At 57.2% G+C, this 16675-nt stretch carries 10 protein-coding genes; 5 read left to right on the forward strand and 5 right to left on the reverse strand.

Annotation, left to right across the window (positions count from 1 at the left end; translation table 11 throughout):
* Nucleotides 1–442: 442 nt before the first annotated feature.
* Together QDT79_RS22695 and QDT79_RS22700 are read right to left on the reverse strand one after the other, a co-directional pair.
* The gene (locus QDT79_RS22695) at nt 443–3460 is read right to left on the reverse strand and encodes an autotransporter outer membrane beta-barrel domain-containing protein (protein ID WP_308317100.1); all 3018 of its coding nucleotides are present in this window, start codon (nt 3458–3460) and stop codon (nt 443–445) included.
* A 196-nt stretch (nt 3461–3656) separates the two neighbouring features.
* A complete protein-coding gene (locus QDT79_RS22700; RefSeq protein ID WP_025303891.1) occupies nt 3657–3971 on the reverse strand; it encodes a putative periplasmic lipoprotein in 315 nt (104 codons plus the stop codon).
* Nucleotides 3972–4146: 175 nt separating this feature from the next.
* Between QDT79_RS22700 and QDT79_RS22705 the strand changes: the two genes are divergently transcribed.
* The 4 genes from QDT79_RS22705 (at nt 4147) to QDT79_RS22720 (ending at nt 9285) form a co-directional block, all read left to right on the forward strand.
* Nucleotides 4147–4779 carry a response regulator transcription factor gene (locus tag QDT79_RS22705; protein WP_063990526.1) on the forward strand — a complete coding sequence of 211 codons (633 nt, stop codon included), beginning with the start codon at nt 4147–4149 and terminating at the stop codon, nt 4777–4779.
* On the forward strand, nt 4776–6557 hold the full coding sequence (locus tag QDT79_RS22710) for a hybrid sensor histidine kinase/response regulator (RefSeq protein ID WP_308317101.1): 1782 nt from the start codon (nt 4776–4778) through the stop codon (nt 6555–6557). Before QDT79_RS22705 ends, QDT79_RS22710 begins: the two co-directional genes overlap by 4 nt.
* Nucleotides 6558–7260: 703 nt before the next feature.
* The gene (locus tag QDT79_RS22715) at nt 7261–8085 is read left to right on the forward strand and encodes a phytanoyl-CoA dioxygenase family protein (protein ID WP_308317102.1); all 825 of its coding nucleotides are present in this window, start codon (nt 7261–7263) and stop codon (nt 8083–8085) included.
* Between the two features lie 84 nt (nt 8086–8169).
* On the forward strand, nt 8170–9285 hold the full coding sequence (locus QDT79_RS22720; protein WP_308317103.1) for an acyltransferase family protein: 1116 nt from the start codon (nt 8170–8172) through the stop codon (nt 9283–9285).
* A gap of 326 nt (nt 9286–9611) precedes the next feature.
* On the opposite strand, the gene guaA is transcribed toward QDT79_RS22720, so the two are convergent.
* A complete protein-coding gene (gene guaA, locus QDT79_RS22725) occupies nt 9612–11189 on the reverse strand; it encodes a glutamine-hydrolyzing GMP synthase (RefSeq protein WP_063990529.1) in 1578 nt (525 codons plus the stop codon).
* Nucleotides 11190–11291: 102 nt separating this feature from the next.
* A complete protein-coding gene (gene guaB, locus QDT79_RS22730; protein WP_033635581.1) occupies nt 11292–12755 on the reverse strand; it encodes an IMP dehydrogenase in 1464 nt (487 codons plus the stop codon).
* Nucleotides 12756–12925: 170 nt separating this feature from the next.
* Here guaB and xseA point away from each other — a divergent pair, with 170 nt between their 5' ends.
* Nucleotides 12926–14302 (forward strand): exodeoxyribonuclease VII large subunit, encoded by a 1377-nt coding sequence (xseA, locus tag QDT79_RS22735; RefSeq protein ID WP_055312720.1) that lies wholly within the window; start codon nt 12926–12928, stop codon nt 14300–14302.
* Nucleotides 14303–14305: 3 nt separating this feature from the next.
* On the opposite strand, the gene QDT79_RS22740 is transcribed toward xseA, so the two are convergent.
* Nucleotides 14306–16672, reverse strand: coding sequence for a glycoside hydrolase family 31 protein (locus QDT79_RS22740; RefSeq protein WP_308317104.1), 2367 nt, complete (start codon nt 16670–16672; stop codon nt 14306–14308).
* Between the last annotated feature and the right edge of the window lie 3 nt (nt 16673–16675).

Consider the following 16675-nt stretch of genomic DNA (forward strand, 5'->3'; position numbering starts at 1 on the left):
AGCTCAGGTGTTGACCTTGGGCGCGCATCACCGGCTGCCGAGCAAGACTGCGTTGTCAGGGGCAACCGGCCAGGGAAGGCCGGTTGAGGCGAGACTAACAGGGACGTTTGTCGCAGCCGACCCGCCCGACAACGCAGACGCGGCGAGGGTATCCGCGTAGCGGACAGATGGTGTTAAGCGAAGGCGCGGGTGGAGGGGCCGCGCCATCGGCCCCTCCAATTGCCGTTCATATTGGCCGCAGAGAAATGCGGGACATTTACGGCAATTCCCCTGCACAGAACGCCCAAAGGCTGGATAAAAAAATGCCACTCAGGCTTAAGTGAGCGGCATTGCGCGGGCTTTCTCATCATAAAAGTCAGTCGCAGGCCGCCACTGAGTTCTCACCATAAAAAAGGCCCGCATCAAGCGGGCCTACAAGTACCAGAGAAGTCTAGAGGAAAAATCAGAACGACCAGCGCAGGTTGGCGTTGACCGAATTAACGCGGGTATCGGCGCCGAATTGCCCCTGATAGCCGACATCCAGCGTCGCGGCGCGCGACAGTTTCACGCTCACGCCGATATCGCCCACCATCACGTTGTCATCCACGGCCTGACCCTGAGTGACGAACGCGTCGCTGCCGGCAAACGCCATGCGCGATGAGGTGTTCTTATCGCCGTAGGCGTGCTGCCAGCCGAGCGAGCCGTAGAGGCTGACATTCTTCGGCAGTTCGGTCACGCCGCGCACTCCGAGTGTGGAGTAGAAGGTGTTCATCGTTTCATTGCGCACGCTCAGCGCCGCCGCGCCACCCGACTCCTGGAAGCTGTCGGTATGCAGGCGGATATAGCTCAGGTTAATGAACGGTTCGACGTTCATCTCCGGCTGGCCGAAACGGTAACCCGCTTCGGTGAACGCCAGCAGCGAGTTCGCGTCGTAATCCGACTTCAGCCGATCCGAGAAGCCGTTGAAATCGACGTTACGCTTGCCTTCAATCTTGTGCCAGGTGTAACCCAGCGCGCCGCGCAGCGAGAACGCATCCTGCTGCCCCGCCGCATACAGGCCGAGGTGGTAGTTGTCGGTATCGGCCTTGGAACGGCGGCTGTCGACGTCGTAGTCGCCACGGCTGTAACCGAAGTAGCCGCCGATGCGTACGTTATGATCAGTCAGCTTGCGATCCGCGCCCAACAGGAAGCCGGTGGTGTTGCCATCCAGCTTGCCCACGTTGCCGTTGCCGCTGTTTTTGCCCCAGGAACTGAAGGTCTGCCCCCAGACGCCGCTGTTTTGCGCCTGCGCCGGTTGCACCAGCGACATCGCCAACGGCGGTATCGGCAGGCTGTCGTTGTCGAACAGGCGCAGCATGCGCTGGTTCAGCACGTTGAACAGCTGGGTGCTGCCGGCGATCAGGTTAGACTGCATCGACGGATAGACTTCGCCGGACAGCTGATTGAACGCCTCGCGCGCTTCCGGCGCACTCAGCAGCAGCAGCGAGTTGTACAGCGCCAGCGAAGGACCGCTCTGCGTCAGCGTCGAGAGCGCGCCAGCGGTATTCCACTGGTTGCCGCTTTCGGCCACCGTTTGGAAAATGCCCGGCTTGCCGCCGCCTGGATTCTCGCCCCCCGGATTTTCACCGCCTGGGTTTTCCCCGCCCGGATTCTCGCCCCCTGGATTCTCACCGCCTGGGTTTTCTCCACCCGGATTTTCGCCGCCTGGATTTTCACCGCCCGTGTCTTTCTGCGCGATGGTCAGATCCACGGCGTTGGCGCTGTGGTTCAACGCCACATCGAGGAAGGCAGACTTGGAGACCGCCGCCGCGAACTGGCCGTCAATGCCGCCGTCCGAGGTCAGAATGCGGTAGCTTTGGCCGGTTTTATAGCTGGTTTGCGGATCCAGCGCCGTCACCTGCACCTTGGCCCGATCGCTGATGGTGGTCTTGCCCGCCACCAGCAGCTGGTCGCTGCGGCCGTCACCGGCGATATCGACGTCATAGAAGGATTCGCCGATAAAATTCAGGTAGCGTTTTAGCGTCAGCGTGCCGATATTGCCGTCACCGGGCGAGATATGGCCGCCGGACTGGATCTCGGTCTGGCCCAGCGTGCCGTTGCCGCCCAGCGTGCCGCCGGCCTTGATCGACGCGGCGCTGCTGTAGCCCTGCCCGTTATTGACGTCGGAACCCGCCGTCGCGTTGAGGATCAGCGTGCCGCCGTTCTCGGCGCTGAGGGTTTGGATCTCGAAGATATCGTCTTCTTTCTGGGTATTGATGTCGCTGGCGATGATGAGCTTACCGCCGCGCGCGGTGACGTTGGCCTGCAACTCAGTGAGATCGCCGTTCAGCGTCGTCTGCCCGGCGGTGTTGATCACCTCACCTTCGCCGCTCATCTTGTTGCTGAAGACGTAATTGCCGTCGGTATGGTTAAAGTACACATAGCTGCCGAACAGCCCGCCCCGCAGGGCGATCGCCGTCTGGGCATCGATAGTGCCTGCGGCACCCGCCGCGCCGAGCGTCGGCTCGGTCAACCCGGTGCCGGTGTCCATGTTGCCGCGGCTGCCAATAATCAGCGCGCCGCGGTTCGAGCCGGAGCCGGTCTCACCCAGCACCACTTCGTTGCCGCCGGCGGAGAATGTCCCGCCGTCCATGACCGCCAACACGCCATTGCCGTAATCGCCGACGTTGACGCTGCTGCCGCTGGTCACGCGTGAACCGTTGCCGGCGATCGTCAACTCGGCAGTTTTACGCGCGCCGGAGACGCCCGCCACCTGAATGCCGCCGACGTTGACCGCCCCGCCGTTCAGCACGTCCAGATCGCCGTAAAGCGTGAGCGCGCGGCCGACGTTCCACTGGGAATTGGCCCCCGTGACCGTGGCTTTCGGGCTCAGCGTATCGGTCTCGCCCGGCCCGCTGCCATTGCCGATACGTGCGTCAAAGGCGGTGTTCAGCACCGCGCCGTCTTCAATCGCCAGCGTGGATCGCGCCCCTAAGTCGGTGCCGACGCTGAGAAAATTGCTGGTGACGCGAGAACCGGCGCCGGTGGCGATAAGGTGGCTGTCGTAGCCGCGGGTGGTGCCGACCACGATCTCTTTCGCGCTGGCCAGCGCACCGTCTTCAACGCGCAAGGTGCCCCGCCCCAGATTCAGGCCGCCGCGCAGCACGAACTGATCGTTCACCGCATTCAGCTCGGCATTCGGCCCGCGGACCGTGACTACGCTCTCATGAATTTGGCCGTTGAACATCCGGCCGATATTGATGTTATAGGCGCTGATCTTGCCATTCTCGATCAGCAGGTTGCCGCTTTGATTACGGCCGACGTAAACGTCCCCGGTGTAGGCCAATGATTCGGTAATTTTTGAGTCGCCATCAAAAATGGCATCGTCTGCGCGAGCGATATCGGCGGGCGCTAGCATCAGCAGCGGCGCAGAAAATAGAGCGAGGTAAAGTTTGGAAAGCGGTGTTTTAACCGCTAAAGGGTGCGATGTCTTGTCATTCACGGGCTATCTCCGTACTCGTTAGCGTGATGGCGCGAAATTTATTGTTATAGGAAAACTCAATACACTAGAGGAGGTGTGAGGCGTTATTTCGCGCACGCCGGTTTAGTGATCGTCGAAGCAAAAGCTTATTGCCCCCCGGCGCTGACGCTCCGACGATGGAAAACCAGGAAGCGGCAATGCCGCCCCCCAAAGCGAATTATTTATGCGTGACCACCGGCGTACAGGTCGGCGCGCTCAGCGACGGCGACGAACCTAAAATTCCCGGCATCATCAGCGATGAACAATCGAAAATACGGCCTTTTTCCGTGGTGGCGCGATAAGAAAGTTTTTGGCCGCCCAGCGCATCTGGCTGTGCGCCATTGACATTGGTCACGGTAATTTCGTCCGATGAGCCCAGGCCCAGCATTTTGGCGGTTTCCGCCTGCAGTAATGGAATGGCCTGATCGGTTTTCAGGGTGGAACAACCGGCTATCATCATCGTAACGGTTAAAGCGATAAGTGGTTTCTTCATAAATTATCCTTTATAACCAATCAGTTAAAATTATCGATTGGCTTTATGTTTTCTCTTATCCAAATCCTCGAATAATATATTTCCCTTTCCTAAACGAAAAAACCCTCCTAAAGTAGGGAGGGTTGATAATAATTCATCAGACCTATCTGAACTGTGAAAGCGAAAGGAGAATCCTTTGGGGCAGGATTATGCGTTGGTCGTTGATGACCATCCATTGGTAGCAAGCGGCATCGCCAATTTTCTCAGCACGCATTGCCGATTCAAACAGGCGCATGTGGTGACCAATGAAGAGAATTGCTACCGCCATATTAGGGAAAATGGCCCGCCGCGTTTACTGGTGATTGATTTTTGGCTCTCTTCCGGTACGGCGTTGAAATTACTCAAAGAAGTAAAACAACGTTATCCGCAGGTGCGGATTTTGGTGGTCAGCGGCGACGAGAATAACGATATCTGGCAGAAAGTGCACAATGCCGGCGGGCACGGTTTCGTATTAAAAAACGAGCCACCTGAATTATTCGCCAGGGCGGTTTTTGCGCTAAATAATAATCAGGAGTGGTTCCCGGAAGGAAATGAATCCGCCATTAAAAACAACCATGACCATTTAAATAAGTTCAATTTAACGCCAAGGCAAATCGACGTATTAACTATGATGTTGCGCGGTCTGCCAAATAAAAGAATCGCAACGCAACTGTCTATTTCCGAGCCGACCGTGAAAGAGCATATCAGCAATATCTTGAAAAAGATCGGCGTCAACAGCCGGGTGGAAGCCATCACGCTGCTGCACGGCAAACGGGATCCGTCGCCATGAGGTTTTTCCAGAATTTACAAAATGATGGCATCTCCCCACGCGCACAGATCCGCCTGCTGGACAACACCTTCATGCGGTTGGTGTTCAGTTTCACCGCCGTGCCTTTCGTCGGCATCCCGTTCGCCATCTGGATTTATTTGCTGGGCGACAAACTCGGCCCAACCATTACCTGGATCATCGTTTACCTGCTATGTGCCGTGGCGATCCGAATAGAACATCGTCGCTACCTGCGTGAGGCCAAGGAAAATGATGAAGACACCGTGCTGCGCCGCTGGCTGCCGCTCATTAATAAGGTGGCCTTTATTCACGGGTTGGGGATCTCATCACTCTATTTAATTACCCCGCAGACCCATAACTTTGACTTTTTTCTGCTGCTCAATATCAGCATCGCCGCGATCGTTGCTGCCAACGCAACGCATCTGACGCCGGTTATCAGCACCTTTACCCGCTTTTTCTTCGCCTCCTGGGGGCTGCTGAACCTTGGCATCATCTGGCGGCTGGAAGACGTGATGTTCATCGTGCTGATGCTGAACTTGCTGTACGGCTTCGCCATTTACCGCCACGCGTTAACCTCGCATGCGTTCTTTATCCAGCAGGCGTTGCTCGAAGAACAAAGCTCGCGCCTGGCGGAGCAGTTCCGCCAGGCTAAAGAGGAGGCGGAACAGGCGCTGCTGGACAAGAACCAGTTCCTGACCACCGCCAGCCACGATCTGCGCCAACCAGTGCACGCCATGGGCTTTCTGATCGAAGCCATCATCCACAAAAACCGCGACGACAGCCTGACGCCGCAGCTGCTGGATCTGCAGCAGAGCGTGCGTTCGGTGCATTTGATGTTCAATTCATTGCTCGATCTCAGCAAGATCGAGTCCGGCAACGTGCGCACCGCCGCCACCCATGTGGATATCGGCGCCCTGCTCGACTCGGTGATCACCCTGTTCCGCGAAGAGGCCAACAGCCGTGCCCTGGCGCTGCGCACCTGGCGGCCTAAACGGCGCATCAGCGTGATGGGCGATCCGCTGCTGGTGCGGCAATCGTTGATCAACCTGATCCAAAACGCCTTGCGCTACACGCAACGGGGCGGCGTGCTGATCGCCATCCGCCCGCGCGGCGCCGAGTGCCTGGTAGAGGTGTGGGACACCGGCGTGGGCATCGCCGACGAAGAGAAAAGCAAAATCTTCTCCCCTTACTACCGCCCCGAGCTGGCGTGGAAAATCGACAGCGCCGGCCACGGGCTGGGGCTGGCGGTGGTGGCGCGCTGCGCCAAGCTGATGAAGGTGAAGTACGGCATGCACTCCGTCGAAGGCAAAGGCTCGCGCTTCTGGATGCGCTTCACGCAATACGTCGGCGAAGACAAAGCGCCGGAAACCGCGGCCGTCTACGACAACACCGCCACGCCTACCCGCTATGCACCGCTGCGCGGCGCCTGCCTGGTGGTGGACGACGATCCTTTGGTGACCTCTGCCTGGGAGAGCCTGATGAGCACCTGGGGCATCACCGTGCGCTGCGCGGCCTCCGCCGAGGAAGCCTTCGCCATCGTCGACGACGGTTTTACGCCATTCGCCGTGCTGTGCGACCAGCGCCTGCGTTCCGGCGAGAGCGGTTTCGACATCCTGAAAGCGCTGTTCGAACGCCTGCCGGACGTGAGCGGCGCGATGGTCAGCGGCGAGTTCAACTCGCAGATATTGCAAGAGGCCGAACAGGAAGGCTATCTGGTGCTGCGCAAACCGCTGGAGCCGGCCAGGCTGCATGCGCTGCTGACGCAGTGGGGGGCCGGCTAAGTGTGGTGCTGACAACATGATGGTGCCAAGGATCATGCGGAGAAGCTCTCTGCGAGAAACTGTGCATCCGTCTGCTTGTTCAGGCGCTATGATTCAAACACCTTATATCCCGTCGATGTAACAAGATTGTATGTATGGTGGAAACGATCCCCCTCATAATTTTTCCCCTGGAGTGCGCGGACTCATCAGATTTATCTTTCATTGAAAATGGCGGCAATCTCAACAAGACAACGGTCTTCTCTCACCACCATCTTGTTCGTAGGATTCTGAAACATGGAAAAGATATATCTAAGGTTTCCGCGTTATTACCGTAGCAATTGCTCTGTTTTCATCCTCACTCCTCTTGGCGTTTCCTATGAGCTGTCGGCTTTCATATGAACCATAAACATGTTCTTCATCGTCCATAACTTGGCTGGAGCCTAAACTTGAAAAACAATACAAAACATAGAATTACCCACACTAATGAACTATTAAGCAATGAGAATGTTTAGAACCTTTTCGATTAAAACAAAAAAAACAACCATTAATCTATTTTTTTCAAAATAAAGAAACGTTTTTTAATTAAAAATGGATTTTTATTCCAAAAAAAGAGACTCATGATTAATTTTTGCACTTACAAACTCACAGACTTTACAAACTGTATTTTTATGTAAAAATAGTATGACAAAATCTAAGCAACTGAAAAATACTTGCAAGGTTAATTATGTGCACAGCTAAGGAATCAATTGAGCGTGATGGCTTTGTCGTCATTCGTAACCTTTTCACCCCAGAAGAAATGGCTCGGATGAACTCTTCCATACACACCTTTTTTCAAAAAAAGGGTGTAACTTACCGTTACGGACTGACTCAGCCAAACATTGCTGTTGAAGAGCCTGATTTCTCATGGGTAATTAGTCATCCAAAGGTATTAGAAGCCTACCGTTCTGTATTTGGCCAGGACGAATTTGTTTTTACATCCCATGCAGATATTCATCACAACATGGGATTCGGTTGGCATAAAGACGACGCCAAAGGTGCATATTTTTCCGAGCCATATTTCACGCCCGATTGCCGAGTGTACAAAATGGGGATCTACATGAATGATCACTCCTCTGATGGAAATGGCATGTCGGTAAGGATAGGTTCTCATCTTAAAAACAACCTAACGGAAGGAGAGGCGATCTCGTTAGCCACTAAGCCCGGAGATGTTGTAATTTTTGATGTAAGAATTACGCACGCAGGTAAAGAATATGATGTTATTGAGAAAGGATTGCTGAAGATAGGCAGGATGCTTGGCGATATGAATGGCAAGTCAAAAATTGGCCGTAAAGTACGTGACTTTTATTGCAGTTTGAAATCTGGAAAGCCAAAGCGTAGCTTCTTCTTTACATTCGGTGCACCAAACACTTTCACTTACGACTTCTCCCGCACAAATATGCGCAGGCAGCTAGAACAGTCTGGAGGCAACGAATATATTTTATCAGAAAAGCTGTCTAATGAACTGCATAACAATGGCGTTAGAACTCTGAAATTTGAAGATGGTTTGTAACTTAGCTGACCGAGGCAACTCGGTCAGACGTTATCATAACGATATTTTTAAGCAATTTTAGCACGCACAGACAAGAGAATTTCAATGAAAAATAACCGCGTTGAATCACTTGATTATCTCCGTGGATTAATGGCCTTATCCGTTGTAATCTATCATTATACTTCATGGTCAATGTCGACCGGTTCGTCAGTTGACGTTATCGGCAGTCAGTTCGTTTTAGGGAAGCTGGGTATATATGCAGTTTCTATTTTTTATATTCTTAGTGGTGTTAGCCTAGCGTATATCTATGAAGGAAAAATAACATCCACACGTCAAGTTGCAGCATTCGCCATAAAACGTATCTTTAGGATATTCCCTTTATTTTGGATAGCCGTAACCGGGATGATAATTTTTAGCTGGATTTTGGCAACGGTCAATGGCCTAGTATATGATTTTCCCTATTACAAGGCATTTTTAAATTACACACTATTATTTGGATTTATTGAACCAACGGCTTATTTATCTACTGGCGCCTGGTCAATCGGCAATGAGCTTGTTTTTTATTTCATACTCTGCCTTACTTATTTTTTATCCTCATCGTATAGATATACCTTCCCGGCAGTAATGACGTTAAGTATCATTTCTGGATTTTACTTCTCTTTTAGCGTTCTCGACCCTTCCTCACCTCTTTCCGAACAGTGGGCTAACTACATAAACCCCTTTAATCAACTATTCCTCTTTATGTGCGGTGCTGCAATTGGTAAATATGCACCGAAGTTAACAATGCGCAACAGTTCTCTTTTATCAATTTGCTTATTATCAACTTTGGCATTCATTTTTTATCCTGTTTCCGGAGATAAAATAAACCTGGTTTCAGGTATCAATAGAATTGTCATCTCCACTTTATGCGTAGCATTTGTTTTCTCACTTTACAAATTAAACCCAAGCTATAATAACGTATTGACTAATGCCCTGGGGAAACTGGGTGAAATATCATACTCAATTTACTTAATGCACCCCATAGTGGCAATACCCGTGACATTTATAGCAAAGAAAATGGGAATTCCGATCGGCTTTGGATACGCCACATCGTTCATTATTGTCATCATTATTGGGTTTGCTACCTATAATCTTGTGGAAAAACCCATGATGCGCGTGGGAGCAAACATAGCCTCTTGGTTAAAAAAGGATGCCGCCATCACGCAAAATCTAGTCAAATAATCTTACCAGGCTATATTGAATAGTCCGTCTCGTGAACAACTGGCTCTTCCAGTTGTTCACCCTTATTACCGACTCGTTGCTATCTAGCGTTCTTACGCCAGTAGCGTAGATATGCCAATACATGACAAATCAATAGCTGACCAATAACACAAAGTAGCAGCAACTTTGTATGGCGCAGTTCGGAATAACGAGCTCAGTGGGTAGCGAACCAGAGCAAGCACAGCTGCTCACAGCACAACCAAGATCCTAAAAGAGAAAACCCCCGAACAGCTAAGCCGCAGCGGGGGTTTTTAAATAATCACTGATAGTCAGTAATTAGCTGTTCATCATTCCCACTCAATCGTCGCCGGCGGCTTGCCGCTGATGTCGTACACCACGCGGGAGATGCCGTCCACTTCGTTGATGATGCGGTTGGAGACGCGGCCGAGGAAGTCATACGGCAGGTGCGCCCAGTGCGCGGTCATGAAGTCGATGGTTTCTACCGCACGCAGGGAGACCACCCAGTCGTATTTGCGGCCGTCGCCCATCACGCCGACCGAACGCACCGGCAGGAACACGGTGAACGCCTGGCTGACTTTGTTGTACAGGTCGGCTTTGTGCAGCTCTTCGATGAAGATGGCGTCGGCGCGGCGCAGCAGATCGCAGTACTCTTTCTTCACTTCGCCCAGCACGCGCACGCCCAGACCCGGGCCCGGGAACGGGTGACGGAACAGCATGTCGTACGGCAGGCCCAGCTCCAGGCCGATCTTGCGCACTTCGTCTTTGAACAGCTCTTTCAGCGGCTCGACCAGGCCCAGCTTCATCTCTTTCGGCAGGCCGCCCACATTGTGGTGCGACTTGATCACGTGCGCTTTGCCGGTGGCGGAAGCGGCGGATTCGATCACGTCCGGGTAGATGGTGCCCTGCGCCAGCCATTTCACCTGCTCTTGCTTGCAGGCTTCTTCGTCGAACACTTCAACGAACACGCGGCCGATGATCTTGCGCTTGGCTTCCGGCTCGTCCACGCCCGCCAGTGCGGTCAGGAAGCGGTTTTCCGCCTCGACGTGCACGATGTTCAGGCCGAAGTGGTCGCCGAACATTTCCATCACCTGGTTGGCTTCGTTCAGGCGCAGCAGGCCGTTATCGACGAATACGCAGGTCAGGCGTTTGCCAATGGCGCGGTGCAGCAGCATCGCGGTCACGGAGGAGTCTACGCCGCCGGACAGGCCGAGGATCACGTGGTCTTCACCCACCTGCTCGCGGATGCGCTCGACCGCATCTTCGATGATGGTGGCCGGGGTCCACAGGGCTTCACACTGGCAGATGTCCAGCACGAAGCGCTCCAGCATGCGCTGGCCCTGGCGGGTGTGGGTCACTTCCGGGTGGAACTGCACGCCGTAGAAGCGTTTTTCTTCGTTGGCCATAATGGCGAACGGGCAGGTGTCGGTGCTGGCGACGGTCACGAAGTCGGACGGGATCGCGGTCACTTTGTCGCCGTGGCTCATCCACACGTCCAGCAGCGGTTTGCCGGCCGGGCTGATGGCGTCTTCGATATCACGCAGCAGCGCGCTCTCTTTGACGATTTCCACCTGCGCGTAGCCGAACTCGCGTTCGTTGGAGCCCTGCACATGGCCACCCAGCTGCATCGCCATGGTCTGCATGCCGTAGCACACGCCCAGCACCGGCACGCCGGCGTTGAACACGTAGTCAGGGGCGCGCGGGCTACCGGCTTCGGTGGTGCTTTCCGGGCCGCCGGAGAGGATGATGCCGCTTGGGTTGAATTCGCGGATCTGCTCTTCGCTAACGTCCCAGGCCCACAGTTCGCAGTAAACGCCGATTTCGCGCACGCGGCGGGCGACCAGTTGGGTGTATTGCGAACCGAAGTCCAGTATCAGGATGCGATGCTTATGGATATTTTGTGTCATGTGAGGCGAATTCCAGCAACAAGAGAAAAAGAGCGAAAATGTGTGTTTCGGGATGGGGCTTGGCGCCCCACCCCGGCCTCTCACTCAGGAGAGGTTAAGGCATTAGCCCATGCGGTAGTTCGGCGACTCTTTGGTGATGGTCACGTCGTGCACGTGGCTTTCCTGAATGCCGGCGCCGCTAATGCGCACGAACTCCGCCTTGGTGCGCAGATCGTCGATGGTGGCGCAGCCGGTCAGGCCCATGCAGGAGCGCAGGCCGCCCATCTGCTGGTGGACGATGGCTTTCAGCATGCCTTTATAGGCGACGCGGCCTTCGATACCTTCCGGCACCAGTTTGTCGGCGGCGTTATCGGTCTGGAAGTAACGGTCGGAAGAGCCTTTGGACATCGCGCCCAGCGAGCCCATGCCGCGGTAAGACTTGAACGAACGGCCCTGATACAGCTCGATTTCGCCCGGGGATTCTTCGGTGCCCGCCAGCATGGAGCCGACCATCACGCAGGATGCGCCTGCGGCGATCGCTTTGGCGATGTCGCCGGAGAAGCGGATGCCGCCGTCGGCGATAACCGGAATGCCGGTGCCTTCCAGCGCTTCCACCGCGTCGGCGATGGCGGTGATCTGCGGTACGCCCACGCCGGTCACGATGCGGGTGGTGCAGATGGAGCCAGGGCCGATACCCACTTTCACCGCGCTCACGCCGGCTTCAGCCAGCGCTTTGGCGCCCGCTGCGGTCGCGACGTTGCCGCCGACGATCTGCAGATCCGGGTATTTGGCGCGGGTTTCGCGGATGCGCTGCAGCACGCCTTCGGAGTGGCCGTGCGAGGAGTCGATCAGCAGGACGTCAACGCCTGCCGCCACCAGCGCGTCAACGCGCTCTTCGTTGCCGGCGCCGGCGCCGACCGCCGCGCCTACGCGCAGACGGCCGTGCTCGTCTTTACAGGCGTTCGGCTTACGTTCCGCTTTCTGGAAGTCTTTAACGGTGATCATGCCCAACAGGTGGAAGCTGTCGTCCACCACCAGCGCTTTTTCTACGCGCTTTTCGTGCATCTTCTGCAGCACCACGTCGCGCGCTTCACCTTCTTTCACGGTGACCAGGCGATCTTTTGGCGTCATGACTGCGGTGACCGGCTGGGTCAGATCGGTCACGAAGCGCACGTCGCGGCCGGTGATGATGCCGACCAGCTCGTTGTCTTCGGTCACGACCGGATAACCGGCGAAGCCGTTGCGGGCGGTCAGCTCTTTCACTTCCTGCAGCGTGGTGGATGGGGTAACGGTCTGCGGGTCGGTAACTACGCCGCTTTCATGCTTCTTCACGCGGCTGACTTCTTCAGCCTGGCGCTCGATGGACATGTTTTTGTGGATGAAGCCCAGGCCGCCTTCCTGCGCCAGCGCGATGGCCAGGCCGGATTCGGTAACGGTATCCATGGCTGCGGACAGCATAGGGATGTTCAGGCGGATGGTTTTGGTCAGTTGAGTGCCGAGCTCTGCGGTGTTAGGCAGAACCGTGGAGTGGGCTGGAACCAGGAGGACGTCATCAAACGTCAGAGCTTCTTTAGCGATACGTAGCATGGGCAATATCTCACCAGGGTGGGCTGTGAAAAAGATAAAATATTGCCGCGGCATTATACAGAGCGGAATCGGTTGCCTCCAGCACTTTCTTGCAAAAAGTCTTGATTACCTTTTTCAGCCATGTAGTATCGACCAATTAAGTGATTGTTTTGAAATTTGATCTGGGTCACATGTCGCTACCTGTTTCGCCTTCCATTTTTACCGTAAGCCGCCTCAATCAGACGGTTCGCCAACTGCTGGAAATGGAAATGGGGCAGATTTGGCTCTCCGCCGAGATCTCCAACCTCTCCCAGCCCGCCTCCGGCCACTGGTATTTCACGCTGAAAGACGACCGCGCTCAGGTGCGCTGCGCGATGTTCCGCAACAGCAACCGCCGCGTCACCTTCCGGCCGCAAAACGGCCAGCAGGTTTTGGTGCGCGCCAGCATCACGCTGTATGAACCGCGCGGCGACTACCAGCTGATCGCCGAGAGCATGCAGCCCGCCGGCGACGGCCTGCTGCAGCAACAGTTCGAGCAGCTGAAACAGCGCCTGAGCGCCGAAGGGCTGTTCGATCAGCAGTTCAAGCAGCCGCTGCCCGCCCCGGCCAAACGCGTCGGGGTGATCACCTCCGCCAGCGGCGCGGCGCTGCACGATATTCTGCAGGTCTTGCAGCGCCGCGATCCGTCGCTGCCGATCGTCATCTACCCCACCTCGGTGCAGGGCGCGGAAGCGCCGATGCAGATCGTGCGCGCCATCGAGACTGCCAACCGCCGCGACGAATGCGACGTGCTGATCGTCGGCCGCGGCGGCGGTTCGCTGGAAGATCTGTGGAGCTTCAACGACGAACGCGTGGCGCGGGCAATCTTCGCCAGCCGCATTCCGATCGTCAGCGCCGTCGGCCATGAAACCGACGTCACCATCGCCGATTTCGTCGCCGATCTGCGCGCGCCGACCCCATCCGCCGCCGCCGAACTGGTCAGCCGCAATCAGCTTGAGCTGTTGCGCCAGCTGCAGTCGCAGCAGCAGCGGCTGGAGATGGCGATGGATTACTACCTGGCGCAGCGCCAGCAGCAGTTCACCCGCATTCACCACCGTTTACAGCAGCAGCATCCGCATCTGCGCCTGGCGCGCCAGCAGACGCTGCTGTTCAAGCTGCAGCGCCGTATGGAAGACGGCATGCAGCAACAGCTGCGCCTGGCCGCCCGCCGCAGCGAACGCGCCCAGCAGCGGCTGGCGCAGGTGCAGCCGCAGGGCCGCATTCACCGCTACCAACAGCGCGTGCAGCAGCAGGAATACCGCCTGCAGCAGGCGATGGAGCGGCAGCTCAACGCCTACCGCCAGCGCTTCGGCGTGGCCTGCAGCCAACTGGAAACCGTCAGCCCGCTGGCGACGCTGGCGCGCGGCTACAGCGTGACGCAAACCCCGCGCGGCGAGCTGCTGAAAACCACCAAACAGGCGCAGGTCGGCGAACTGCTGAAAACCCGCCTGCAGGATGGCTGGGTGGAAAGCGAGGTGAAAACCATCACCGTCGCCAAGAAGCCGCGCAAGAAACGCGCGGCCGAGTAGCCCCTACTCCAGCGTAAAACGCTCGCCCGGTTCGCCGTTCACCCACAGCGCGCGCGTCTCGCCTTCCGGCAGGCTGAGCGTCAGCGTGCGCCAGGCCGGGCGGAAACGCCCTTCCGTCGTGATATCCAGCATGATGCGCTGAGGGTCGCAGCGCATTTCCCAGCGCAGCCACAGCGCATCGCCCTGCCGCCAGCCTTCGCTTTCACCGTCGTCCTCAAACAGCAGCCCGCTACTTGCGCCGCAGCCCTTGAGCGGAAACAGCCGCAGCTCGCGCCGATCATCGGCGGCCACGTCCACATGCGCCAACCGCTGCGACAGCGGCAGCGCCGCCCCGGCGCGCACCAGCAGCGGCAGACGCTCCAGCGGCGCCGCCAGCGTTACCGTTTGGCCGCCGCCGAACCACTGGCCGCTGTAGAAGCAGTACCAGCCTTCGCCGTTGTCCGGCAGATACACCGAACGCCGGCGCTGCCCCGGTTCCACTACGCTGGCCACCAGCAGATCGCGGCCGATCAGAAAATCGTCGTTCTCGTCGAAGGTGCGCGCATCCTGTTCATGATCGAGGAAGGTCGGGCGCAGCATCGGCTCGTCGTCCGCGCAGGCCTGCCAGAACAGGGTGTAGAAATACGGCAGCAGCCGGTAACGCAAGTTGATCGCCTCGCGCACCGCCGGGGTGGCGGCCGGGTACATCCAGGGCTCGTTGACCGTGGCGTCGTCGTTCCAGGAGTGAATGGTGAAACGCGGATGCATCACGCCGTTTTGCACCCAGCGCACCAGCAGCTCCGCGTCCGGCTTGTCGCCGGAGAAGCCGCCGACGTCGTGGCCGAGGTTATACAGCCCGGACAGGCTCATGCCCAGCCCCATGCGGATGTTGTAGCGCAGCGTCTGCCAGCTGGTGCGGTTGTCGCCGCTCCAGGTCTGCACGTAGCGCTGCATGCCGGCGCAGCCGGAGCGCGAGATTAGGTACGGCCGCTTCTGCGGCGCGAAACGCTGCTGGGCCTCCATCGAAGCGCGCATCATCAGCAGCGGCATCACCGGGCGGATGTGTTTGATGGCGATCGGCCGCCCAAAGCCGTGGCAGCGCGCTTCGCCGTCCCACACTTCGTACTCGTTGTTGTCGTTCCAAGTCGAATCGATGCCCATCTCCAGCAGCTGCTGCGTGACGCCCTGCTGCCACCAGCGCACCGTCGCCGGGTTGGTGAAGTCGAGGTGCGATCCCTCGTCATCCCAGAAACTGGAGCGCTCGGGCGCGTCGCTTTGCGAATCGCGGATAAACAGCCCCTGCACCGCCACCGCCTGATACTGCGGATGATCCTGCAGCAGGCACGGCTTGATGTTGGCCGCCAGCCTGAGACCGGCGTCGTGAAACGCCTGGCTCAATTGCTTGGGCTGCGGCACCTTGTCGTAATTCCAGTTGAACACGTAGCGCTTGTTGTTGATTGAGGTGTAGCCCGACGACAGCTGGAAGGAGTCGCAGGGAATGGCGTGTTGGCGACACAGCGCGATGAACTGCTGCAGCTGCTGCTGGGCATCCGGCGCGTCGGTGTAGTGCATGGTCGAGCCGCTGTAGCCCAGGCTCCACTTCGGCCCGAAGTGGGTGCGGCCGGTCAGGCGCACGAAGGCCTTGGTGACGTCCACTACCTTCGGCCCGAGGAACAGGTAGTAATCCAGATCGCCCGCTTCGGCCTGATAGCGGCGATAGGCCGTATGGTAGTTGTCGATCTCGTTGCCCAGATCCAGCCAGCAGCTGCTCAGGTTATCGTAAAACAGGCCGAAGCTCGCCTCCGGCCCGCGGGTGATGGTAAACGGAATGTGCTTGTACAGCGGATCGGTGCTGGCGGCGTTGTAGCCCATCGCGTCCAGGTTACGCATCTCAAAGCGGCGGCCGGTGCGCTCCAGATCGCCGGCTTTTTCCCCCAGGCCGTAATAGCGCTCATCGGCGAAACGCCGCTGGTAGTGCGCCACACCGTCGCCGTGCGCATTGAGCAGGTAGGCGCTGGTCGGCCGATCCGCCGCCAAGGGCCGCCACTCGCCGGCGGTATTGCAATACTCCCACGCCAACCACAGCGGCTGATGCACCGTCACGCGCAGCCGCGGCGTGCTGACCACCAGCCGATCGCCCTCCTGGCGCAGCTGATAGCCCGGCAGGCTGAAACCGGCGACGCTGAGCCGATCGCGCCCCTCCCAGGGCACATCCTCTTGCGGCGCGATGCTCCAGGTGCGATCCAGCGCCAGCTCGCCCTCACGTTTGATCAGCACGCGGAACAGATCGTTTTCCAGCACGTACAGGCAGAAACGGTGGCGTTCATCGACCAGCAGCTCGACGTGGTCCGCATGCTGCGCCGCCAGCGCCCAGTTTTTCAAGGTTTTCATAAA

The sequence above is a fragment of the Serratia marcescens genome (assembly GCF_029846115.1).
Classification (GTDB): domain Bacteria; phylum Pseudomonadota; class Gammaproteobacteria; order Enterobacterales; family Enterobacteriaceae; genus Serratia; species Serratia marcescens_L.